Genomic DNA, 20,990 nt, shown 5'->3' with positions numbered 1-20,990 from the left:
AATGAAAATACCAATGGTTTAATCAGACAATATATTCGAAAAGGAAGTGACTTAAATGACTATACAGATGAATATATTGCAGAAATCACTCAACGTTTAAATCAACGTCCAAGAAAAAGACTCGGATTTAAAAGTCCGAGTCAGGTATTATGCCAACAACATGGTGTTGCACTTCAAATGCTAATCTAAGTAATCTTATGACGTCATACTTAAAAGATTATTTTGGAGCAGCTCGGGTCAGCCGGAAATATCCCCATACCAAACAGATTCCGGCAAAAGTCGCCAAATAAATCATTTTCGGAGTGACCAGCTGAGTCGGTACGCCCATCTGGTTCAATTGAATAAACATCTGTATGCCTTGGGTAGAAGGCAAAATATTTCCCAGCCATTGCATCCACTCAGGCATGGCTGCGTGTGGCCATGCTGTCCCTGAGAGTAAAAATAGCGGAATGGAAGTAAAGACGATCACATGACCTGCACGTTCCGGCATATCCAGAAAAGATGCAATCAGCATGCTGAGGCCAATCACGCAACTTACAAAAATAGGCACAGCAATGAACATTCCCAAGAAGTTACCACCACGCGGATAATCATTCAGCCAAAAGGTAAATCCAAACAGGTATAAACAGCCCAGGAAGCCAATGGTCAAAATGGCACTGAATAATGCCCAGAATTCAGTTTGACTCGGTGTCCAGTTCTTTTCACGATAGCCCGTAATCAACATGCACAGACCCAGCAAGATGGTCTGATGGATAATTAGCGGTGCAACGGCAGGGAAAATATAACTGCCATAGCCCGACAGCGTGTTGAATAAAGGAATTTGATGAACGGAAAGCGCAGGGGAGAAATGCGAAATATTGCCAAATTTTTGTGCCTGTTCCGCAATTGCATGCTCAATAGAGGTCGCTAGACCTAAACCGATATTTTGGGTTTTTAAGAAATTGGCGGCACTTAAATATAAACCGATACCGCCAACTTCACCACGACGGATACTGCCGGATAAATTGTTTGGCAATAACAAAATACCATCGGCCTGTTGCAGCCTGATCATCTGCTGCGCTTCGGCAAAATTACCTGTGACTGCCTTAACTTGTACATTCGGGCTTTTAGCCACTTCGCCAATAATGCTGGAGGTTATCTGGCTTTGTTCTTCATCGACAATGATAATCGGCAAAGATTCGGCATGTTCTGCCTTGTAAGCTGTTGGATAGAAGAAACTGTATAAAAATACCGAGAGCACCAAAGTGGTCAGAATCGAGCTATTCGCGGCAATATCTTTAAAGGTTTTAAAATAAAAGTGTAAAAAGTTCGTGAGAGTTTTCATGCCTGAACTCCCTTTACATACTTTTTAAGAAAGAGATAGGCAGTAAACATATAGAACAGGCAATAAACGGCTAAAACTGCAAGCGGTAGCAGTGAAATGGATATTGGACTGCCCACGACCCATTGTTCCGTTTGTAACTTGGCATAAGGCGTATATGGAATAATATTCGACCAAAATTGGGTGAATAGAGGTGCATTGTTCAGCGGCAAAGTCACGCCGGCAAAACTTAAAGACGATCCGCCATAGACGGCAATAAAACCAAAACTTTTAGCCAGATTATGTGTGGCCAAAACCACGGTACTGCTGATAAAGGCATAAGCGCTATAGAGAAGAAATAGTCCTAATAAAATAGGCCAGAGCTGTCCCTGTACAAACCAGCCGCGAAATTCGATTAACCAGAACATCCACAGCCAGGTCCAGAAACTGAAAATCAGCACATAGGTCATATTCTTGGAAAGCAGGGCAAGCCATAAATTTTGACCATCGAGCCATGTTTTTGTCGTACCAAATTTCAGTTCCTGTCCCACGGCAAAAGCCACGCAGCAACACAGTAATAAATGCAAAATCGCTGGAATCATGTAGGGTTCTAAATAGAACTCATAACTTAAGCCCGGATTGAACAGCGGAGAAATTTTGACATTCGGTGTGGGTGCATCCAGATAAGGAATCCGGTTTTCCAGATATTGCTGACCGCCAAAATCGGCAATGGCTTGTAAGGTGCTCATCAGCATAGCCGATGAAATAGTATTGCCGACACTAAAATAGCTTTGGTTATAGGCAATGCTGATCTGGGCATCCTTGGCTTGTACCAAGCGTTGTTCTGCACCTTCCGGAACAGTAATATAACCCCAAATTTTATTTTGATTCAGTAACTGTTCAACCTCATCCTGACTGCTGGAAATGCTGTTGATGCTCAGGCTGTGATTCAGGCCTGCATGATGAATAATCGTCCGGCTCAGTTCACTCTGGTCCTGATCAATAATTGCAATTGGCAGATGGCTAGGTTTGCCTTGGGCAAACATACTGGCGAACAGCACAATCATTAATGCTGGCGCAAGCGTAACCATACACAAGTCCCACTTATGCTTGAGCAAATAGTCAAGTTCACGCAGTATGCCATGCAGCATGATCAAGACTCTTTGATTTTAAACAGCACGCTCATGCCGACCTTTAAGTCTGCAATCGGCTGGGCTGGAGTAAGCTGAATCTTGAAACTGCGAATATCATAGCCACCGGTTTGACGCGTGGTTTTAATAGTGGCGAATTCACCTTCGGCATCAATATGTTGAATTTTGAACAGGGCCTTTTTGTTCAATGCAGGAATTAAACCTTCAATCGATTTGGCCTGATAGATCTGTGCATATTGATCTTCACGAATATTTAGGCTGACCCAGAGCTCATCCTCCTGAATAATACTGACCACAGGCACGCCCATAGCCACCAGTTCAGACACCTTGCCATAGGTTTTGGAGATGGTGCCGTTGATTGGGGACACCAGTTTGGTTTCGGCTTCTAGGGCATTGGCCTCTGCAACGGCTGCTTTGGCAATTTCCACCTGTGCATCTGCGGAAGATTTTTGTTCGGAGGTGCTGCCACGTTTGGCACGTGCGTATTGTTGATAAGAAGCTTCGGTCATTTGCGCGGCAGATTGTGCAGCTGCATGCATTTCATCACGGCGTTGGCGTGAAATGACCCCTTCTTTAAACAGGTTGGCTCCACGTTGATAAGTGGTTTGGGCCAATTCTTGCTGGGCTTTCATGGCCTGCCAGTTGGCATATAAACTGTCGATATTTTCCTGTTGCGAGCCGCGCTCAGCTGTAGATTGCAACGCTTGAGCAGATTGCAGGCTGGCCAGAGCCTGTTGTTTTTTAGCTTCCACTTCCGGACTAAACAAACGTACCAGTTGCTGACCTTTCAGCACTTTCTGACCATCATGGATATACATTTCTTCAATGCGGCTCGGTACTTTGGTACTGACATGAACAGTTTCGGCTTCAACACGACCTTGCAGCTCAACTTCCTTGGGCTGATAGCTTTTCCATAACCCAAAGCCAATTAGGCCTAAAAGCAAGATCAGTATGATGATACCAATCACTTTAATGGCAGCTGAAGATTTTGAATCTGTATTTTCAGTAGCTGGCGCTTGCGCTTGTTCTGAATAACTGAAAAATGCTGAATCTGTATGATTTGGCTGTTCTTGAGACTGCTCTACAGCATTCAATTCATTTTGCTGAGCGGATAGATTGTTAGTAGCCTCTTCTGATGAGGCATTTTCTACATCTTGATCAGCTTTGTTTTGATCTTGAGTCATGTTGTTCCCCCATCAAAAATTAACGAATATAACTGGTATTGCTTTGGCTGACATAGTTTTGAAACTGATCGATCGAACCGTGGCTTTGTAATAAAGTGGCCAAAGACATGACATATTTATAGGCATTTAGCGCCATCTCACTTTTTAAAGCATTCAAGCTATTTTGTGCATCAATCACTTGAGTGGCTGTTCCCATATCTTCCTTAAAAGATAAGGTTTGAATACGCAGATTTTCCTGAGCAGCCTGGACATTTTGTTGCAGTAATACATGGCTCTGCTGCGCAGCCGAAAGCTCATTGTAAGAGCTATAGATGATGTTTTCGACTTCCTGTTTGGTGCGTTCGGTTAACAGTTGTGATGCATAACGTTGCAGTTCCGCCGCCTGAATATTTTTGTTTTTATCAACGCCTGAAAACAGGTTATAGCGTGCAACCACGCCTACAATCCAGTTTTGCTTTTCATCCAGACTATATTCGCCAAAGGCAAATAAGTTAGGTTTTTTCGCGGCACTTTGAGCCTTAACATTGGCATTGGCCAATTGGGTATCCATCTGCATTTTCTGGATCAGTGCAGATTGTTCCGGATAACTTTTTAACAGCGCATTCAGGTTCTGATTTTGGCTGGAATTGACAAATAAGGGTGTGCTCAGTTCGGTAATCTGACTCTGCTGTAACAGGTTATTCAGCTGAAACAGGCTTGATCTTAAATTGGCTGCTGCATTTTGCGTACTACGTTCAGCATTGTTCTTTGCCACTTCAAATTGCATGCGTTGCCCTTTGCTGATGAATCCCTGGCGTTCCAGTTTTAAGGCATTACCGTAATGGGTTTGCATGGCATTGAAATTGGACTGACTGGCGGCCAAAAGTTGTTTCTGCAATTGGACATTAAAATAAGCCTGAATCAGTTCAAAGCGTTGTGTATCTTGCTGTTGCTTGCTATTCAATTGACTGCGCTGTGCCTTAAGATCAGCCATTTCCTTGGTGCTGGAGGTCAGGCCGCCAGTATATAAAGGCATTAACACTGAAACGGTAGGACGGATCACTTGATCTTCCAGTACCACATTGGCCGAGTCGGGAAATAAACCCATACCACTATGAATGGTTTGATTAAGTCCTTGTTTTAAAGGATCAGAAATAGTGGAAGGAAAGTTTTCTTGATTAATACGATCGTTGATGCCTTGAGCAAGCGTTTGTTCCAAATTGTTTTTAAAAGAATCCAGAGGAATGTCGACTTCATTATGAAAGGCATAGGCACGGACATTTAAATCGACCCGGGGCAGACCTAACCCTTTGACTGCTTCGGCTTGTAATTGTGCGGATTGTTGTAAGGCCTGATTGGCCTGCGTGGTGTAAGAGTCTTTCAACAGGCTCTGTTCAGCCTGTACATAACTGATGCTTTGTGCAAAGCACATCGAACTGCATAGCGCTGAAACTGCAAAAATGGTGTGATTCAGCGCAGTATGTATTGTTTTGTAGATTTTGCCTGTTTGTTCAGATCTGCTTGAACCTGAGGAACGCTGTAACATCGAATAGATTCTCCGTATCGTCCAGCCAAGTATAAAGCAATGCTGCAACATTATGTTTTTTATACAGCTGTTCATTTTTTTGATCATACCATTATGGTGTAAATAATCGGATTTATCGGCTATATTGTGTACAAATTACTATCGCATTTAATAAATATAAGATGGATTTACACGCCAAAGCACCAAATAATTTTGCAGATTCCTTTACCCTGAATGAAGCCATGACGCTATTTTATCAAAAAAATGGCTTTGGCCCGATTGTGGGAGATCGGGAACCTTTAACCGTAGGCGTATATACGGGCTGTTTGATTGTGCCGATGCCGAATATTGGCGTAAGACATAAATATCTGAAATATCATGATCTGCACCATATTTTGACTGGCTATACTGTCGGTCGTATCGGCGAGGGCGAGGTAAGTGCTTGGGAACTGGGCACCGGTTCGATGTTCCGCCATCCAATTTTGGGCGTGATGAATCTGATCGCGCTGTCTACCGGATTCTTTTTAAAACCGAAGCGTATCGTGCAGGCCTACTGGCGCGGTTTAATCAGCAGTAACACTTATGATGCACATTCTAGACAATGGATTGATGCACATGGTGACAGTCCGCTGTCCGAGCTGAAGCGTTTAAAACTGGAAATTAAATCCCGGGCTTTTTTAGCTTGGCTGCGCTGGCTTGAGTTTTCTATTTATATCAGCTTGGCCACTGATTCACGGCATTGTGGTCATTCCTGCCTTAATCTTAAGAATCGTCAGCCATTTACTGGCGGGTGAGCCTTTTATTGAGATAATCAAACCTGCAAAAAGATCAGATCTTTATTGAAGTTTTAACTTTAAATGTCCGACAGCATTGAAATATTTTCAGGATAATTTACTGCAAGCACCGGCTATCTGTGGTTAAATGCCGTTATTTTATTGTGTTTCACTCTGAAAGGAAAAATCATGCGCGCGTACAATTTCTGTGCTGGCCCTGCTGCATTACCGACTGCCGTTTTAGAAAAAGCCCAAGCTGAAATGCTCGATTGGCATGGCAAGGGTCTTTCGATCATGGAAATGAGTCACCGTAGCAGTGACTATGTGGCTGTGGCAGAAAAAGCAGAAGCAGATTTGCGCAAATTGATGAACATCCCGGAGAACTACAAAGTATTGTTCTTGCAAGGTGGTGCTTCACTACAATTCTCTGCTATTCCTTTGAACCTGTTGGGTAAAAACAACAAGGCTGATTATATTCATACCGGAATCTGGTCTGAAAAAGCGCTTAAAGAAGCACAACGCTATGGCGACATCAATGTCGTGGAAGCGGGTACAAGCATTAACGGTAAATTGGCGATTACTGAGCAAAGCCAGTGGAATTTGTCTGACGATGCTGCTTATGTACATTATGCAGATAACGAAACCATCGGTGGCCTTCAGTTTGCAGGCATTCCTGAAGTGAATGCACCACTCGTGTCTGATTTATCTTCAAGCATTCTTTCAGCACCGATTGATGTCTCTAAATTTGGTTTAATCTATGCCGGCGCTCAAAAAAATATTGGTCCTGCTGGCTTAACTTTAGTGATTGTGCGCGAAGACTTGCTTGATCAGGCGAAACCTGAAATTCCAAGCATTTTGAAATATTCTGCGCAGGCGAAGAATGATTCAATGGTGAATACACCATCCACTTATGCCTGGTACTTGTCTGGTCTGGTATTTGAATGGTTACTTGAAAATGGCGGTGTGGATGCCATTCACAAAGTAAACCTTGAAAAAGCCAAATTACTGTATGGTTATATCGACTCTAGCGATTTCTATGCTAACCCGATTGCTGAACAAAACCGTTCAATCATGAATGTGCCATTTACTTTGGCCAATGCTGACTTGGATAAATTGTTCCTGAAAGAAGCTGAGCAAAACCATTTGCTTAACTTGGCAGGTCACCGTTCAGTGGGTGGTATGCGTGCAAGTATCTACAATGCTGTACCATTAGAAGGTGTACAGGCATTGGTGAACTTTATGGACGACTTTGCAAAACGCAATGCTTAAGCCTTAAAGCTAAAAAGCCCATCACATGATGGGCTTTTTTATGTATTGAATAAATGCGTGGGGTATTAAGATGAGCTTTGAAACAGGATTAAAGAATAAAGTGATGCAAAATATAGGCAGACATAAACATACCCAGTACAAAAAACAGGCATGAGATAGCGTCTAATTCAAAGCGTTTAATCAGTTGATGCTCAACTGTGGATATATTTTCTTCTTGCACGATTTTCATGGAAACTCTATTCCGATTTATTTATCGTTAATTTATATTGCTAGTTTGCATTTTTATCATAAAAAATTGATTAAATAAAGTACTAAATAAAAATATGTAATTAAAATATTGAGTTTATCCGCTGGAATATCAGATGGTTTGCCAGATTGTTGTCACTACAGGGTTGTTGTGGATAAAAGCTTAAAAATGAGTCATAAAAATATAATAACGACGGCTGTTGTTTAAAATAAAATTTTGAATTTAAAATTGTGGATAAGTGCATTTTAATTTGAATTTAAAAACATTAAATATAATGTGCTGCTGTGGATAAATTTTAATCAGATTGGCTATGCAGATAATTAAAACAAAGACATAAAAAAGCAGCGCCATAGTACAAGGGGGATAATCCTGCTATGGCGCTGCCATTTATAAAAAATTATTTTTTAGTGTAAATATTCACTTGAATCCATAAATTGCCACGAATGAATTGACCAATTTGAAAGTCTTTATGGGCTTTATTCTTGGTTGCAATACGAATCAGGGTGGCTTCCTGATTTTCATCATGAATCAAGGCAACGTCATACAGGGTATATTCCTGCTGCATAAATGACATAGAGGTTTTACCGACAATATTGCCCTGGAACCAGGCTTCATCTTCCTGTCCCATATTTTCGCCATACAGATAGGCGACCATTCTGGAAAAATCGACGGTGACTGGTTCTTTGTCATCTTCCGATTTGGGTTCCCAGGCATCAATCTGTTCTTGCAAATTGGCAGGTGCCACGCCGTTATTGGCAGCAAGAATGTCATTCAAGGCACGGTGATGTTTAATGGAGGCCGGATCATCCACCACAAGTTGCTCATGGTCTGAAACAGCTTCCAGTTCATAGGCCCAGGCATTGAGCTGTGCCAGATAGGGTTGATCTTTTTCATAGTGGTCATGATTGACGCTATACAGCGTATCAAAGGCATAGACAATGGTATTGGCCCCCAAGTTCAAGCGCAGTACCGCCTGGGTGTTGGATTTACAGGTGATAATCCGTTCAATCGTAGCCGGGACCTTATAGGGACTTTCAAAACTTGGAAATGCCGTTTTTACCGCTTGTGGTTTGTTATTTTCAACCGCAATGACTTGGGTCATTTGCACTGTTGCCTGTTTAGGCCCTTGAATAAGCCAGGCGGATGCATCCATGTCGCATTCTTCTTTACATAAACCCATCGGCATGATTGGTGCATCAAGAGCCAGACCCAGCCACTTGGGCACATCTGTAGCCGGATTTTCTGTGAGCAGATTCCAATGTTCGACATGACTGCCAAAGTTCTGATCTTCAATGGTGATCAGTTCCGGTCTATTTTGATTTTTCATATTCACAATTGATGTTGGGTTGTATTTATCTATTAAATCGAGGGTTATTGTTAAATTTCAAGTCATATGGCCAAATTAAAGCATCAAAGTCCCTGAAATGTACTCAAAATTCTGCATATGGATGCGCTGAAATCTGAAACTGTGCCATGAAAACATGACCAGCTTGGGTAAATATAAAAAATAGCACATCAGCTGAATCGATTTAGCCATCCTCCTGTCACATGGAATTTGCTAAACTAGGTACTCTTCTTTTTTGACTATGGATGTGGTGTGCTGCCATTTAAACTTTGGGTGGATGCCGATGCATTGCCTAAAATCCTGCGTGAGGTGATCCTTCGCGCTTCTGATCGTTATCAGCTGGAAGTGACGTTTGTCGCCAATCAAAATGTGGGTATTACCCCGTCAGTACGGATTAACTCCATTCAGGTTATGAGTGGCGCAGATGCTGCAGATAAAGAAATTATCGAGCGCATGAAAGAGCATGATATTGTCATGACACAGGACATTCCCCTGGCTGCACAAGTGATTGAAAAGGGTGGAATCGCCATTCATCCTCGCGGTGAAATCTATACCACTGCCAATGTAAAAGCACGTCTGCATTTACGTGATTTCATGGATTCTTTACGCGGAGCAGGTGTCAATACAGGTGGTCCGCCCCCGATTTCTGAACGTGATAAACGTGAATTTTCCAGTTCATTGGATCAAACCATCCAGAAACAGAAACGTAAAACTGCACTGTAATTTGAGCTGATCATGCCGTCAAAAAGCAACATCATGTCCACATATGCCTTATTGGTGTTTATTTGGGCAACCACGCCACTGGCAATTGTCTGGAGTGTTTCGGACATCCATAGTTTGTGGGCGTTGGCACTGCGCTTTTTCATTGCCTTGCCTTTAGCATTGGGCTTGCTGGTCGTACTGAAAATCAAGTTGCCGACCAATGCCATTTCCTTGCATAGTTATGTCGCCGGTGCCTGTAGTTTTATTGGTTCGCAAATCTTTACCTATTTGGCTACGGCCTATTTAAGCTCAGGCATTATTGCCTTGATGTTTGGTTTGGCACCGATTATGACCGGATTAATTGGCCGTTTTGCCTTTAATATTCATTTGCATCGGGTGCAGTGGCTGGGCATGTGCATTGCGGTATTGGGGCTGGGGATCATCTGCCTGGGAGGCAGTGAGCAGCATGTCCAGCCCATGGGCATAGGGCTAATGCTGATCAGTGTTTTTGTGTATTGCGCATCCATTTTCTGGGTTAAAAAAGTCAATGCACCGCTAAAACCCATGGCTCAGGCAACCGGGTCCATTCTTGTTTCTAGCTTGTTTGCGCTGTGTATGTTGCCGTTTATCTGGCAGCATGCGCCAGATCATATACCCAATACCAAGGCATTGATTGGTTTGTTTTATGCAGTGATTATGGCTTCATTATTGGCGATGTTCTGTTATTTCAAACTGGTACAGAATATTAAGGCAACCACCTTATCGTTGACCACGGTATTGACGCCTATGTTGGCCATGCTGTTTGGAGCGCTGCTGAATGATGAAAAATTATCGGTGATGGTTTTTGTTGGTGCGTTTATTTTGTTGTTTGGCCTGTTTGTTTATTTTTACCGTGATCTTAAGGCGAGCCAGAATCTCGCCACCAAGATCAAATCCAACATCAATTCTAACAGTTAAAAGTTTAGTCTTTATTTCTGCTCAGGATGACACATTCGGCAAGTTTTACCCGGTCTTGTGGGTGTAAGGTAATAAAATAAGCCCCGGTACGGAATTTACCGTTCTCTTCTGCACGGCTATAGACAACCTGAGCAGTCGCGGCAATATGGAAGAAATTCTCAGGGTGGCTGAGCGTGACATGAATATAGGTTCCTTCCTGAATAGGGTGCTCGTTAAAGAAGCTGAAACCTGTTTCGGAAAAATTAACATGTTCCGGTATTGGTAACATGGATTGTACAATTGCATCGTACAAAGAACCGGTAATAAGGTTTAATTTTTGATTGAATAAGGATAATATTCTAGCAATTTGTTGATCTTTTTCAGTTAATTGTTCTAATTCGTAGTTTAATGCGTGATCAAATTGATCTAATTCTGCGAGTAGTAGAAAATAGCGGGGCAGCACAAAGTTAGGATCATAAGGGTCATTAAGCGCGACATCATCAGAAATAATCTGATAATTAACTCGCAAGGCAGCATCGATACGCGACATAACGCGGCGTTCCATATTGCCGCTTTGATGCTGTAAATTTTCCATAATTATTCCTCGGACTAAATGGTATGTTTAAACCAATCTCGCTGTACATAGGGTTGAGATATACTCGCGCACGGCGTAGTAACCACTTTATTTCTTTTATTGCTCTGGTTTCCATGATCGGTCTCACCTTAGGTGTGGCTGTATTAATTACAGTCTTATCCGTAATGAATGGCTTTGACCGAGAACTGAAAAACCGCGTCTTAGGAATGATACCTCAAGCGACTGTTTCTTCAACACAAATTTTAACAAATTGGCCTGAACTTGCAAAAAAAGTTCAACAGCATGAGCATGTCAAAGGCGTAGCACCATTTACCCAATTACAGGGGATGCTGACTGCGCAAGGGCAAGTCGCTGGAATCATGGTCACAGGGATCGAACCTGAATACGAAAAGAAAGTTTCGATTATCCAAAATCATATGGTTGCAGGTAGTATTGACAGTCTGAAAAAAGGTGAGTTTGGCATTGTTTTAGGTAAACAAATGACCGATTCACTGGGTTTGGGACTAAACGACAATATTACTTTAGTGCTGCCTGAAGCAACGCCATCTCCTGCTGGGGTTGTGCCACGCTTTAAGCGCTTTAAAATTGTCGGTATTTTCAGCATCGGGGCGGAAGTGGATTCCATGATGGGTTATATCGCCTTGAATGATGCCTCCACTTTATTGCGCTTGCCGGATGGTGCTCAAGGTGTGCGTCTAAAACTGGATGATATTTTCCTGGCACCTGAAGTGGCTGATGATATTGTCAAAGACCTGCCAAACAATTTCTATGCATCGAACTGGACCTATACCCACGGTAATCTATTCAGCGCCATCCAGATGGAAAAAGCCATGGTCAGCTTGCTGCTGTTCCTGATTGTACTGGTGGCGGTATTTAACATCGTGTCCTCACTGGTGATGGTGGTCACCGACAAGAAATCCGACATCGCGATTTTACGTACTTTAGGTGCTTCGCCTGCAACCATTACCCGAATTTTTATGGTACAGGGCACTATCATTGGCGTGATCGGTACGGTTTCAGGTGCCATTCTGGGGATTATCTTCGCTTCAAGTATTAGCAATGTAATAGGCTGGTTAAATACCGCATTTGGCTGGAACCTGTTTGATGCTTATTTCATTAATTACTTGCCGTCTTATTTACGTTGGCAAGATGTCGTGGTGATTGTGAGCCTGTCTTTAGTTTTAAGTTTCCTTGCCACGATTTATCCGGCATTACGTGCTGCCAAAACTCAACCAGCAGAGGCCTTACGTTATGAGTAATATTGTCCTCGAAGCGAAAAATATCTCGAAAAGTTTTACCGATGGCAAAACTACGGTCGAGGTGATTAAAAACTTGTCCTTACAAGTTAAAGCGGGTGAGTTTGTTTCCATTGTCGGTTCGAGCGGTTCCGGCAAAAGTACCTTGCTGCATGTGTTGGGGGGGCTGGATGGTCCAACCGAAGGGCAGGTGTTTTTAAACGGCAAGCGCTTTGATACGTTGGGTGAAGCTGAACGCGGTTATTTACGTAATCAGCATCTGGGTTTTGTTTATCAATTCCATCATTTATTACCTGAATTTACTGCACTGGAAAATGTGGCCATGCCACTAATGCTTCGTGCAGGTACCAACTACAAGCAATCCAAGGAACAGGCAGAATATCTGCTCAATCGGGTTGGGTTGTCGCACCGTATGACTCATAAACCCGGTGAGCTGTCTGGTGGTGAACGCCAGCGTGTGGCATTGGCACGTGCTTTGGTCGCAAAGCCAGAACTGATGCTGGCCGATGAACCGACAGGTAACCTGGATCGTAAAACGGCAGTAAAAATTTTTGAACTGCTCAGTGAATTACGCAATGAGTTCAATATGGCGATGCTGATTGTGACCCATGATGAACAGCTGGCGCAGACTGCCGATTCTATTTTGCATATGCAAGATGGTGTCTGGATTGATGCTTAAGGCTTGGTTGACATTTCATAAATGGTTTGCGTTGTAAGCTCCAATTAAACAATGAGATATATACAACGTAAAAAATACTCGTCGTCGCAAACATAGACGAAGTGTCAACCAACCCTCGACGCTGATCGATAAATTAAAAAATCAATTGAAGCTCACTCCGGTGGGCTTTAATATTGCCAAAAATAAATAAATTATAATAACAATGATTCAAATGATCTGTATCGGTTGGGTGCTGGGCATTGCAACAATGGGGAAAACTTTTCCACTTTTGCAGTTATGGCTGGTTCCCGGTATTGCTCTTTTTATTCTGACTTTGCTGTTAAAACTGACAGTGCTCAAACATGTCCAGCGCTTGTACTTTAAGTTTTTACAGCTTTGCATTGCCTTCTGTCTGGGCCTAACCCTGGGCTATCACTATGCTGAACTTCAATTAAATGAGCGCTTGCAGTTCAGGGAACAACAGACTGAAGCGGTGGAGGTGATTGGCTATGTTAAAAACATCAATGAGTTGGGCGATCAGTCAATACAACAAAAAATCCAGATACTGAATCGCCATACAGAAGTGGTGCAGTGGCAGGCATTTTTAAAAAATGAAATGGATTCGGGTTCCAAATCTGTACTTGAGCTAGGTCAATATTACCGCATGCATGGCCAGATTCTGCCAGCGCATAGCTATGCAACTGAAGGCGCCTTTGATCAGGAACAATGGTATATCCAGCAAAATATCATGTCTGGATTTAAAGTCTCTGCAATAGAAAAGCTGTCACAACAGCAAGTCACTGCTTTGGGCTATGGTCGACATCTTAGGCAACAAGGTTCTGTTTCCAATCAGATTCAACTCTGGGTCGAACAACAGCGTTTAGCATTGCGCAATTTTATCAATCAGCAGCCGGTGCAGCATAAAGGTTTGATGCTGGCTTTATTGACCGGAGATAAAAGTTTACTTGACCCAGAAACTGAACAGTTATTTCAGCGCTTCGGCATGAGCCATTTACTCGCCATATCGGGACCGCATGTGCTGATTTTTGCCGTACTACTGTGTTGGAGCCTGCATCAGCTAATTCGTCGTTATCGACCACAGCTCTATTTAAAATGGCCCAAGCAATATCTGCTGATCTGGCCTTTTTGCGCGAGTGTGGCGCTGTACTGTGCATTTGTCGGCTTTGAAATTCCGGCGTTAAGAACGCTGTTGAGCTGTGTATTGATCAGTCTGTTTATCTTATTCAAACAAAAGGTTCGACCGCTTAATATTTTGCTGTTTAGTGCATCTATGCTATTAATTTTTGATCCCTTTAGTATTTTATCGGCTGCATTTTGGCTGTCTTATGGCGCATGTTTTGTATTGTTACGCATTTATCAAACCGTGCAGCAGCAAAGTGGCATGGATGAGCTAAAGAGCAGAATGCAACGCGTAAAATTGCAGCTGAAACTTTTAATCGAATCACAGTGGAAAATATTTCTGGCTTTATTTCCATTGATGATGCTGTTTTTTAAGCAGATTGCATGGATTACGCCACTGAGTAATCTGTTTGCCATTCCCTGGATTGGTCTGGTGATTGTGCCTTTGGATCTGCTCGCAGCGCTGTGTTATTTCATTGCTGAACCGTTGGGTAGTCTGGTTTTACAACTCAATGATCTGTGTCTTGCAGCTTTACTATGGTTATTGCAACTTTTAGATTGGCTGTTTGCTCCGACATTACAGCCCATTGCCATGAATTTTGCCGTATGGCTCAGTCTATGTTTAGGTTTGATCATTCTGTTTTTGCCGCGCAATGTGTTGCCTAAAGCCTGGGCGGTATTGTGTTTTATTCCTCTAGTAACATTAGATGCCAGTAAAAACCAGTTTGAATTGAATGTATTGGATGTAGGGCAAGGGCAGGCAATTTTTATTCGGGATCAAGACCAGACCCTGATGATTGATATGGGTGGTAACTATGATGAGGCTAAATTCAGCATCGGCAAGCAAATTATTTTGCCCTTTTTATCGGTGAAGGGTGTTCATCAATTGGATCAACTGATTCTGACCCATCTCGATCTGGATCATTATGGCGCTTATCAGTCGATTAAATATGACTTGGCGATCAAGCAGGTCTATTCCAATGAGCAAGTTGAAATTCCACGTTCAAGCCGTTTTGATTATTGCCGGCAGGGCCTGCAATGGCATTGGAAAAACCATGTGGATATGACCGTGTTGTCACCCAAAGCCGAAAATCTGGTCTATGCCAAGGCTGAGAAAAATGAAATGTCCTGTGTGATTTATTTACAGGTGAAAAATGCCCAGCCTTATCAGAATTTTTTACTGATGGCCGATGCTGGTTGGCAAACCGAATATCAAATTTTGCAGGATTATCCAGATTTAAAAGTGGATGTACTGGTTTTGGGGCATCATGGCAGTCGGCACAGCTCAGCCTATGCTTTTTTAAAACAGTTAAACCCGAAAATCGTGATCGCATCGGCAGGCTTTAACAATCGCTATGGACATCCCAGTAAAATGACATTGCAACGTCTACAGCAGCTGAATATTCCTGTATTGAGCACAGTACAGCAGGGCAGTATTCAGTTTATCAGACAGGCCAATGGACAGATGCAATTACATTATGCGCGCGAACAAAGGCAATGGTTAAAGCGTGCAGCTGCTAAACTTAAATCATGATACTCAATTATAAGACCTGTGCATTTTCTACTGGAATTGCAATATTTTGAGCTGTAGTCTCGGCACGGATTTTATCTACCAAAGCTAAAGCCTCTGTTTTATTGAGATGATACAGTGCATCCAATTCAGGACTGGCTTTAAAGCGTTTATAGCTCCAGTGGTAATGCTCAGGATAACGGCGGATCAGGTTTTCAATGGCTTGAAAAATAATGCCTGTGCCTTGATTAGTATCGACCGAATAGATGCGTTCATCAATTGCTTCAAAATGCAAATCAAAGCCTTGATCATCATTGCGCAGTGCATATAAAAACAAAGTTTTGGCTTTGGTTTTTTGGATCAGTTTGGCACTTAGGTTACTGGTGGCCAAAGGCAGTCCAAAATAAGGAATCATTTCACCGCCAACATTTGGGGTATGGTCTGGTAAAATCACCGTCGTTCCCCCCTGTTTTAAGGCCTTAAAAATCTGGCGAACTCCGGATTCATCGGTAGGCACTAAAGTTGCCTGTTCGCGGCTACGGGCATTACGGACAAACCGATCAGCCGCTTCATTTTTCACCGGTTTGTACATGATGGTCATTTTGGTGAATTGGGCAATATAGGCATTCATGATTTCCCAAGTGCCAAAATGCGGAACAATTAAAACCACGCCTTTGTTTTCGGCAAGTGCATCCAGTAACAGCTGTTTGCCATGTACGTTGTGAATGCGTGCAAGATTGGCTTTATTGCTGGAACCCCAGATACTAAAGAACTCAAAATAAGACATCAGTTCATTGCGAATCGCTTGCGCAGTAATTTTTTCCCGTTCTGTATCGCTCAGTTCAGGCAAGGCAATATTTAAATTCAGTCGAATGGTTTCTGAGGTTTTAGAAATTTTAAGGGCATTGACCAGACCAGCTAAACCACGAGCTATAAATCGAGAAATTTGAATAGGTTGTCGGCTAATAAACTGCAAAAGACGATAGGTTGTATTCTGAGAGCTTCGATCGGTCATTGTTGTATTGTCAATTGCATTAAGAATGGAAAAGATAAATTTATTATAAGGGAAAACAGATAATTTAGACAGATTTACCCAGATCAGTGTATATAATGAGTTCAATTTAACTCAACAGTGGATCGTTTTCCATGTCCGATTGGCCACCAAAACCAGAAAATGAAATTCAGAACACACAACATAATAGTCAAAATATATCTGGAAAAGAATGGCATATTTTAGAAAAAGCCGTTTTAGCCTCTGTAGAAGAACAGCGCCGTGCACGTCGTTGGGGAATCTTCTTTAAATTCCTAACTTTTGCTTATATCCTTTTCATTTTAGTGTTACTGGCGAAAAGCTGTAGTACATCTACTGCGGATCCAACAGCAACCACCAGTTCTCATATTGCCGTGGTTGATATTATTGGCACCATTGCTGCAGACAAGCAAAGCGTGAATAGCACCGATACAGTCAAAGCGCTCAAGAAAGCCTTTGAAAATAAGCAAAGCAAGGCCGTGGTTTTAAATATTAATTCGCCAGGTGGTTCGCCGGTTCAATCGGATGAAATCTGGCAGGAAATTCAATATTTGAAGAAAGCCCATAGCGATAAAAAACTGTATGCAATCATTGGTGATACCGGTGCCTCAGGTGCATATTATATTGCCTCTGCTGCGGATGAAATTATTGTTAATCCATCAAGCCTTGTGGGCTCGATTGGTGTGATCATGCCGAATTATGGCGTGAATGGTTTAATGCAAAAATTAGGCGTTGAAGACCGCACCATGACTTCAGGTGAAAATAAAGCCATCTTGTCGATGACTCAGCCGGTTGATGCTGCGCAAAAAGCTCATGTACAAGGGGTTCTGGATAATGTACATGAACACTTTATCAATGCCGTGAAACAGGGTCGTGGTAAAAAATTGAAATCGACTGATCCTGCAATATTCTCAGGTCTGTTCTGGACCGGTGAGCAAGCAGTGAAATTGGGCATTGCAGACCGTACTGGCAGTTTAAATAGTTTAAAACGAGAGCTGAAAGTAGAAAAAGCAGTCAACTACACCATCGAATATAGTCCTTTCGATTCTGTATTGGGACGTGTAGGCAGTTCAATGGGCCAGGGTTTTGCCAGCTCAATTTCACAGCAAGTCCAATCTGAACAAACAACAAAATTGCAATGAAACCAGTAATCCACTTTGCGCACGCCAATGGCGTGCCATCGAAGGTCTATCAAAAACTGTTTGATGGACTGAAAGATGAATATGACATTATTTATGTGCCATTACTTGGGCCGGACAAGCGTTATCCCATAGACAATCACTGGAATAGTCTGACCAATCAAGTCATTGATAGTATTGTACGTCAAGCCAAGGGTAGACCGGTCATTGGTTTGGGGCATTCCTTGGGTTCGGTACTGACTTTTCAGGCTGCACTGAAACGTCCGGAATTGTTTACACAAGTGATTATGCTCGACCCGCCTTTAATCATGGGAAAAGAAGCATTTGCTTTGCATGTGGCTAAAACCTTGAAGCTAAAAGCCGTGGATAAAATGTCTCCGGCATCGTTATCATTACGTCGCAGAGATCATTGGGAAAGTCGTGAACAGGCGGCAGAGTTACTTAGACCCAAGGGTTTTTATCAACACTTTGACGAAACCTGTTTCCAGGCCTATATCGATCATGCTTTAACGGAAGATAAAGTGCGAGGCGGTGTGGAGTTAACCATCTCTAGAGATGATGAAGTGCAGATTTTCCGAACTAATCCGTCCTTATGGTGGTTACCACAATCTAGACCGAAAGTTCCTGTACAGCTTTTAATTGCCGAAAAAGGGCCGTTTCTACCTCGTAAGTTCCCACAAATGGTGAAAAAGAAATTTGGCATTCCTTATACAGTCGCAAAGGGTAGTCACATGTTCCCGCTGGAAAAACCGGTAGAGACGGTGGTCTTGATTAAACAATTGATACAAAAGTAAATATTAAAAATCAGCGCAAAAACAATTCAGTTTTCTGCTATAGGGGAGCTGAGTTGTTTTTTTAAACTATCTGCAACGTATATTCTGTTGCTTTGTTTACTCTTTTGATAACTTGGAGTATGTAAAATGCTTATTCATTTTATTGGTCCAGGTGGGGCAGGAAAAACAACGACTGCAAAAATGTTATCTAAACAACTCTATATCGATTATAGGGATTTAGATGAAGTCTTTATGAAGGTTGAGGGAGATATTTCTGAATATATTGATAGAAATGGTTATATCAATTATGCAAAAAGAAACCTTGAAATTTATTTGAGTTTGAAGAGAAGCATTAATCACAATAGATTAATGATTATGATTTGCTCATCTGGATTTATGACCTATCCAGAAGATATTTCTGAAAATTATTATCGTATTAAAAAACAGATCGAAAATGACAGTTTCACTTTTTTACTCTTGCCATCATTTGATTTTGAAACATGTGTAAATTTAATTGTAGAAAGGCAATTGCAACGTTCCTATCTCATCACTAATCAAGAAAAAGAAGAATTCAAAATTCGAAAACGCTTGATTCAATATTTGAATTTATCATGTACGCGAATTTTAACGAATGAAGATACGAAAATAGTCGTAACTAAAATCCAAAATATAATAAATTACAAATTGAAAAAATGAGTATTAAAAAACGCCTCCATTGAGGCGTTTTTTATGATGTAGCAATCTTTAAAACTTGCAGAATTGTACCGGTTCTTTCATTGCCTGACCGCGATACAGCACACCTTGCACAGTATGCTGAATGGTGCCATTACAAATCCATTCCACCACTTGTGGATAAATCACATGCTCAAGCACATGTACACGATTTGCCAATGTATGCACATTATCATGCAGATTTACTTTTAGTACACCTTGCGCCAGTGCCTGACCTGCATCCAGTTCAGCAGTGACGTAGTGCACCGTACAACCATGCAATACATCACCCGTATTGAGTACACGTTGATGGGTATGCATGCCTTTATAGTAAGGCAGTAGAGAAGGGTGAATGTTGAGCATTTTCCCTTCCCAGGCTTTGACAAACTTGGCACTTAAGATGCGCATGAAGCCTGCAAGAATCACCAGATCAACATCCCAATCCAGCAATTGTTGATGCATCACATCATCAAAGGCTTCACGATTTGGATATTGCTTATGTTCAATAACCGCAGTTTGAATCCCGGCTTTTGCAGCACGTTCTAAAGCATAAGCTTCAGGTTTATTGGAAATAACCCCGACAATTTGACCTGACAGATTGGCATCAATCAGGGCTTGCAGGTTACTTCCACTACCTGAAACAAGGACAGCAATTTTGATCATGCGCAGTTCTTAAGCAAAGATAACGCGAATTTTTTCGTCTGCGCCTTCAACTGATTCAGCATTTTCCTGGATATGACCAATTTTCCAAGCTTTTTCGCCTTGAGCAGTTAATACTTCAATTGTTTTGTCAGCGTCGCTTGCATCAACAGCAATCACCATACCTACGCCACAGTTGAATGCACGATACATCTCGAATTGTTCAACACCACCTTCTTTTTGAAGCAGTTTAAACAATTCTGGCCATTGCCATGAAGATTCGTTAATGACTGCTTGAGCACCATTTGGAAGTACACGAGGTAAGTTACCTGGTAAACCGCCACCAGTGATGTGCGCCATGGCATGAACATCAACTTCTTTAAGCAATTGAAGAATAGATTTAACATAAATACGTGTTGGCTCCATTGCAGTATCTGCTAATGGTCGACCATCTACGATTTGTGTTAAATCAACATTTTTTACATCAAAGATTTTACGAAGTAGAGAGTATCCGTTTGAATGAGCACCTGATGAAGCAACCCCAATCAAAACATCTCCAGCTTTAACTTTAGAGCCATCAATAATCTTGCTTTGCTCAACAACACCTACACAAAAGCCTGCTAGGTCATAGTCTTCGCCTTCATACATGCCTGGCATTTCAGCAGTTTCACCACCGACCAATGCACAGCCTGCAAGCTCACAACCTTTACCAATACCAGTCACTACGTTTGCTGCTACGTCAACATTCAGATGACCAGTTGCATAGTAATCGAGGAAGAATAATGGTTCAGCACCACATACAATAAGATCGTTGACACACATTGCCACCAAGTCCTGACCAATTGTGTCATGACGGTTTAGATTCAATGCCAAACGTAATTTTGTACCAACACCATCTGTGCCAGATACGAGAACAGGTTCTTCATAACCTTTAGGGATTTTACAAAGTGCACCGAAACCGCCTAGTCCGCCCATGACTTCAGGACGAGAAGTACGTTTTGCGACAGATTTGATACGATCGACGAGTAAGTCGCCCGCTTCAATGTCGACACCTGCATCTTTATAGCTTAAACCAGTGTTAGGGGAAGTTGAGTTGCTCATAATGAAGTCTCCGCATTCGCGCCGCGA

20 protein-coding genes and 1 pseudogene are annotated in these 20,990 nt (G+C 42.1%); 11 read left to right on the top strand and 10 right to left on the bottom strand.

Annotation, left to right across the window (positions count from 1 at the left end; all coding sequences use genetic code 11):
- Positions 1–189: pseudogene (locus tag B9T26_RS15720) on the top strand (IS30 family transposase); the annotation flags it as partial.
- Between the two features lie 28 nt (positions 190–217).
- On the opposite strand, the gene B9T26_RS09475 reads toward B9T26_RS15720, so the two are convergent.
- From B9T26_RS09475 to B9T26_RS09460, 4 genes are read right to left on the bottom strand one after another with little or no spacing between them, the layout of a single operon-like run.
- The gene (locus B9T26_RS09475; protein ID WP_086199458.1) at positions 218–1,324 is read right to left on the bottom strand and encodes an ABC transporter permease; all 1,107 of its coding nucleotides are present in this window, start codon (positions 1,322–1,324) and stop codon (positions 218–220) included.
- Positions 1,321–2,451, bottom strand: a complete 1,131-nt coding sequence (locus B9T26_RS09470) for an ABC transporter permease (protein ID WP_086199457.1) — start codon at positions 2,449–2,451, stop codon at positions 1,321–1,323. Before B9T26_RS09470 ends, B9T26_RS09475 begins: the two co-directional genes overlap by 4 nt.
- A gap of 2 nt (positions 2,452–2,453) precedes the next feature.
- Positions 2,454–3,635 (bottom strand): HlyD family secretion protein, encoded by a 1,182-nt coding sequence (locus B9T26_RS09465; protein ID WP_143223012.1) that lies wholly within the window; start codon positions 3,633–3,635, stop codon positions 2,454–2,456.
- Positions 3,636–3,654: 19 nt separating this feature from the next.
- Positions 3,655–5,046: a TolC family protein gene (locus B9T26_RS09460; protein WP_227518794.1), complete on the bottom strand. Its 1,392-nt coding sequence runs from the start codon at positions 5,044–5,046 to the stop codon at positions 3,655–3,657.
- A 275-nt stretch (positions 5,047–5,321) separates the two neighbouring features.
- On the opposite strand from B9T26_RS09460, the gene B9T26_RS09455 reads away from it, so the two are divergent.
- Positions 5,322–5,933 carry a hypothetical protein gene (locus B9T26_RS09455; protein WP_227518793.1) on the top strand — a complete coding sequence of 204 codons (612 nt, stop codon included), beginning with the start codon at positions 5,322–5,324 and terminating at the stop codon, positions 5,931–5,933.
- A gap of 168 nt (positions 5,934–6,101) precedes the next feature.
- Positions 6,102–7,181: a 3-phosphoserine/phosphohydroxythreonine transaminase gene (gene serC / locus B9T26_RS09450; RefSeq protein ID WP_086199455.1), complete on the top strand. Its 1,080-nt coding sequence runs from the start codon at positions 6,102–6,104 to the stop codon at positions 7,179–7,181.
- Between the two features lie 88 nt (positions 7,182–7,269).
- Here serC and B9T26_RS15680 read toward each other — a convergent pair whose 3' ends face one another.
- Both B9T26_RS15680 and B9T26_RS09445 read right to left on the bottom strand, forming a co-directional pair.
- Positions 7,270–7,410, bottom strand: coding sequence for a hypothetical protein (locus tag B9T26_RS15680; protein ID WP_171262972.1), 141 nt, complete (start codon positions 7,408–7,410; stop codon positions 7,270–7,272).
- A 415-nt stretch (positions 7,411–7,825) separates the two neighbouring features.
- Entirely contained in the window at positions 7,826–8,755 is a 930-nt protein-coding gene (locus B9T26_RS09445; protein WP_086199454.1) for a hypothetical protein, read from the bottom strand.
- Between the two features lie 270 nt (positions 8,756–9,025).
- Here B9T26_RS09445 and B9T26_RS09440 point away from each other — a divergent pair, with 270 nt between their 5' ends.
- Together B9T26_RS09440 and B9T26_RS09435 are read left to right on the top strand one after the other, a co-directional pair.
- Entirely contained in the window at positions 9,026–9,496 is a 471-nt protein-coding gene (locus B9T26_RS09440; protein ID WP_086199453.1) for a YaiI/YqxD family protein, read from the top strand.
- Positions 9,497–9,508: 12 nt separating this feature from the next.
- Complete coding sequence (locus tag B9T26_RS09435) at positions 9,509–10,432, top strand: DMT family transporter (protein WP_086199452.1); 924 nt, start codon at positions 9,509–9,511, stop codon at positions 10,430–10,432.
- 4 nt (positions 10,433–10,436) lie between these two features.
- Here the strand turns inward: B9T26_RS09435 and B9T26_RS09430 are convergent, their stop codons facing one another.
- Positions 10,437–11,006: a PilZ domain-containing protein gene (locus B9T26_RS09430; RefSeq protein WP_086199451.1), complete on the bottom strand. Its 570-nt coding sequence runs from the start codon at positions 11,004–11,006 to the stop codon at positions 10,437–10,439.
- A gap of 23 nt (positions 11,007–11,029) precedes the next feature.
- Between B9T26_RS09430 and B9T26_RS09425 the strand changes: the two genes are divergently transcribed.
- The 3 genes from B9T26_RS09425 (at position 11,030) to B9T26_RS09415 (ending at position 15,594) form a co-directional block, all read left to right on the top strand.
- A complete protein-coding gene (locus B9T26_RS09425) occupies positions 11,030–12,265 on the top strand; it encodes a lipoprotein-releasing ABC transporter permease subunit (protein ID WP_086199450.1) in 1,236 nt (411 codons plus the stop codon).
- Complete coding sequence (gene lolD / locus B9T26_RS09420) at positions 12,258–12,941, top strand: lipoprotein-releasing ABC transporter ATP-binding protein LolD (protein WP_086199449.1); 684 nt, start codon at positions 12,258–12,260, stop codon at positions 12,939–12,941. Before B9T26_RS09425 ends, lolD begins: the two co-directional genes overlap by 8 nt.
- 202 nt (positions 12,942–13,143) lie before the next feature.
- Complete coding sequence (locus tag B9T26_RS09415; protein WP_086199448.1) at positions 13,144–15,594, top strand: DNA internalization-related competence protein ComEC/Rec2; 2,451 nt, start codon at positions 13,144–13,146, stop codon at positions 15,592–15,594.
- A gap of 7 nt (positions 15,595–15,601) precedes the next feature.
- Here B9T26_RS09415 and B9T26_RS09410 read toward each other — a convergent pair whose 3' ends face one another.
- Positions 15,602–16,585: a lysophospholipid acyltransferase family protein gene (locus B9T26_RS09410; RefSeq protein ID WP_086199465.1), complete on the bottom strand. Its 984-nt coding sequence runs from the start codon at positions 16,583–16,585 to the stop codon at positions 15,602–15,604.
- A gap of 131 nt (positions 16,586–16,716) precedes the next feature.
- Between B9T26_RS09410 and sppA the strand changes: the two genes are divergently transcribed.
- The 3 genes from sppA to B9T26_RS09395 all read left to right on the top strand — a co-directional run bounded on the left by sppA (position 16,717) and on the right by B9T26_RS09395 (position 19,208).
- Positions 16,717–17,742, top strand: a complete 1,026-nt coding sequence (gene sppA / locus B9T26_RS09405; protein ID WP_086199447.1) for a signal peptide peptidase SppA — start codon at positions 16,717–16,719, stop codon at positions 17,740–17,742.
- On the top strand, positions 17,739–18,533 hold the full coding sequence (locus B9T26_RS09400; protein ID WP_086199446.1) for an alpha/beta fold hydrolase: 795 nt from the start codon (positions 17,739–17,741) through the stop codon (positions 18,531–18,533). Before sppA ends, B9T26_RS09400 begins: the two co-directional genes overlap by 4 nt.
- Positions 18,534–18,659: 126 nt before the next feature.
- Positions 18,660–19,208, top strand: a complete 549-nt coding sequence (locus B9T26_RS09395) for a shikimate kinase (protein ID WP_086199445.1) — start codon at positions 18,660–18,662, stop codon at positions 19,206–19,208.
- Positions 19,209–19,256: 48 nt separating this feature from the next.
- Here the strand turns inward: B9T26_RS09395 and purN are convergent, their stop codons facing one another.
- The gene (purN, locus tag B9T26_RS09390; RefSeq protein ID WP_086199444.1) at positions 19,257–19,886 is read right to left on the bottom strand and encodes a phosphoribosylglycinamide formyltransferase; all 630 of its coding nucleotides are present in this window, start codon (positions 19,884–19,886) and stop codon (positions 19,257–19,259) included.
- A 9-nt stretch (positions 19,887–19,895) separates the two neighbouring features.
- Complete coding sequence (gene purM / locus B9T26_RS09385) at positions 19,896–20,963, bottom strand: phosphoribosylformylglycinamidine cyclo-ligase (RefSeq protein WP_086199443.1); 1,068 nt, start codon at positions 20,961–20,963, stop codon at positions 19,896–19,898.
- Positions 20,964–20,990: the final 27 nt, after the last annotated feature.

The organism is Acinetobacter sp. ANC 4169 (assembly GCF_002135355.1).
In the GTDB taxonomy this organism is placed as follows: Bacteria; Pseudomonadota; Gammaproteobacteria; order Pseudomonadales; family Moraxellaceae; genus Acinetobacter.
The sequence above is the reverse complement of the archived record's forward strand: the minus strand, read 5'-3'. Positions and strand labels throughout refer to the sequence as shown.

What these genes read in the sequence shown, in the direction of transcription:
- B9T26_RS09460 (WP_227518794.1), bottom strand. Translation starts at nt 5,046, where the DNA reads ATGTGCTTTGCACAAAGCATCAGTTATGTACAGGCTGAACAGAGCCTG.
- B9T26_RS09410 (WP_086199465.1), bottom strand. Translation starts at nt 16,585, where the DNA reads ATGACCGATCGAAGCTCTCAGAATACAACCTATCGTCTTTTGCAGTTT.
- lolD (WP_086199449.1), top strand. Translation starts at nt 12,258, where the DNA reads ATGAGTAATATTGTCCTCGAAGCGAAAAATATCTCGAAAAGTTTTACC.
- B9T26_RS09435 (WP_086199452.1), top strand. Translation starts at nt 9,509, where the DNA reads ATGCCGTCAAAAAGCAACATCATGTCCACATATGCCTTATTGGTGTTT.
- B9T26_RS09445 (WP_086199454.1), bottom strand. Translation starts at nt 8,755, where the DNA reads ATGAAAAATCAAAATAGACCGGAACTGATCACCATTGAAGATCAGAAC.
- B9T26_RS09475 (WP_086199458.1), bottom strand. Translation starts at nt 1,324, where the DNA reads ATGAAAACTCTCACGAACTTTTTACACTTTTATTTTAAAACCTTTAAA.
- B9T26_RS09470 (WP_086199457.1), bottom strand. Translation starts at nt 2,451, where the DNA reads ATGCTGCATGGCATACTGCGTGAACTTGACTATTTGCTCAAGCATAAG.
- B9T26_RS09465 (WP_143223012.1), bottom strand. Translation starts at nt 3,635, where the DNA reads ATGACTCAAGATCAAAACAAAGCTGATCAAGATGTAGAAAATGCCTCA.
- B9T26_RS09455 (WP_227518793.1), top strand. Translation starts at nt 5,322, where the DNA reads ATGGATTTACACGCCAAAGCACCAAATAATTTTGCAGATTCCTTTACC.
- sppA (WP_086199447.1), top strand. Translation starts at nt 16,717, where the DNA reads ATGTCCGATTGGCCACCAAAACCAGAAAATGAAATTCAGAACACACAA.
- purN (WP_086199444.1), bottom strand. Translation starts at nt 19,886, where the DNA reads ATGATCAAAATTGCTGTCCTTGTTTCAGGTAGTGGAAGTAACCTGCAA.
- serC (WP_086199455.1), top strand. Translation starts at nt 6,102, where the DNA reads ATGCGCGCGTACAATTTCTGTGCTGGCCCTGCTGCATTACCGACTGCC.
- B9T26_RS09425 (WP_086199450.1), top strand. Translation starts at nt 11,030, where the DNA reads ATGTTTAAACCAATCTCGCTGTACATAGGGTTGAGATATACTCGCGCA.
- B9T26_RS15680 (WP_171262972.1), bottom strand. Translation starts at nt 7,410, where the DNA reads ATGAAAATCGTGCAAGAAGAAAATATATCCACAGTTGAGCATCAACTG.
- B9T26_RS09430 (WP_086199451.1), bottom strand. Translation starts at nt 11,006, where the DNA reads ATGGAAAATTTACAGCATCAAAGCGGCAATATGGAACGCCGCGTTATG.
- B9T26_RS09415 (WP_086199448.1), top strand. Translation starts at nt 13,144, where the DNA reads ATGATTCAAATGATCTGTATCGGTTGGGTGCTGGGCATTGCAACAATG.
- purM (WP_086199443.1), bottom strand. Translation starts at nt 20,963, where the DNA reads ATGAGCAACTCAACTTCCCCTAACACTGGTTTAAGCTATAAAGATGCA.
- B9T26_RS09395 (WP_086199445.1), top strand. Translation starts at nt 18,660, where the DNA reads ATGCTTATTCATTTTATTGGTCCAGGTGGGGCAGGAAAAACAACGACT.
- B9T26_RS09400 (WP_086199446.1), top strand. Translation starts at nt 17,739, where the DNA reads ATGAAACCAGTAATCCACTTTGCGCACGCCAATGGCGTGCCATCGAAG.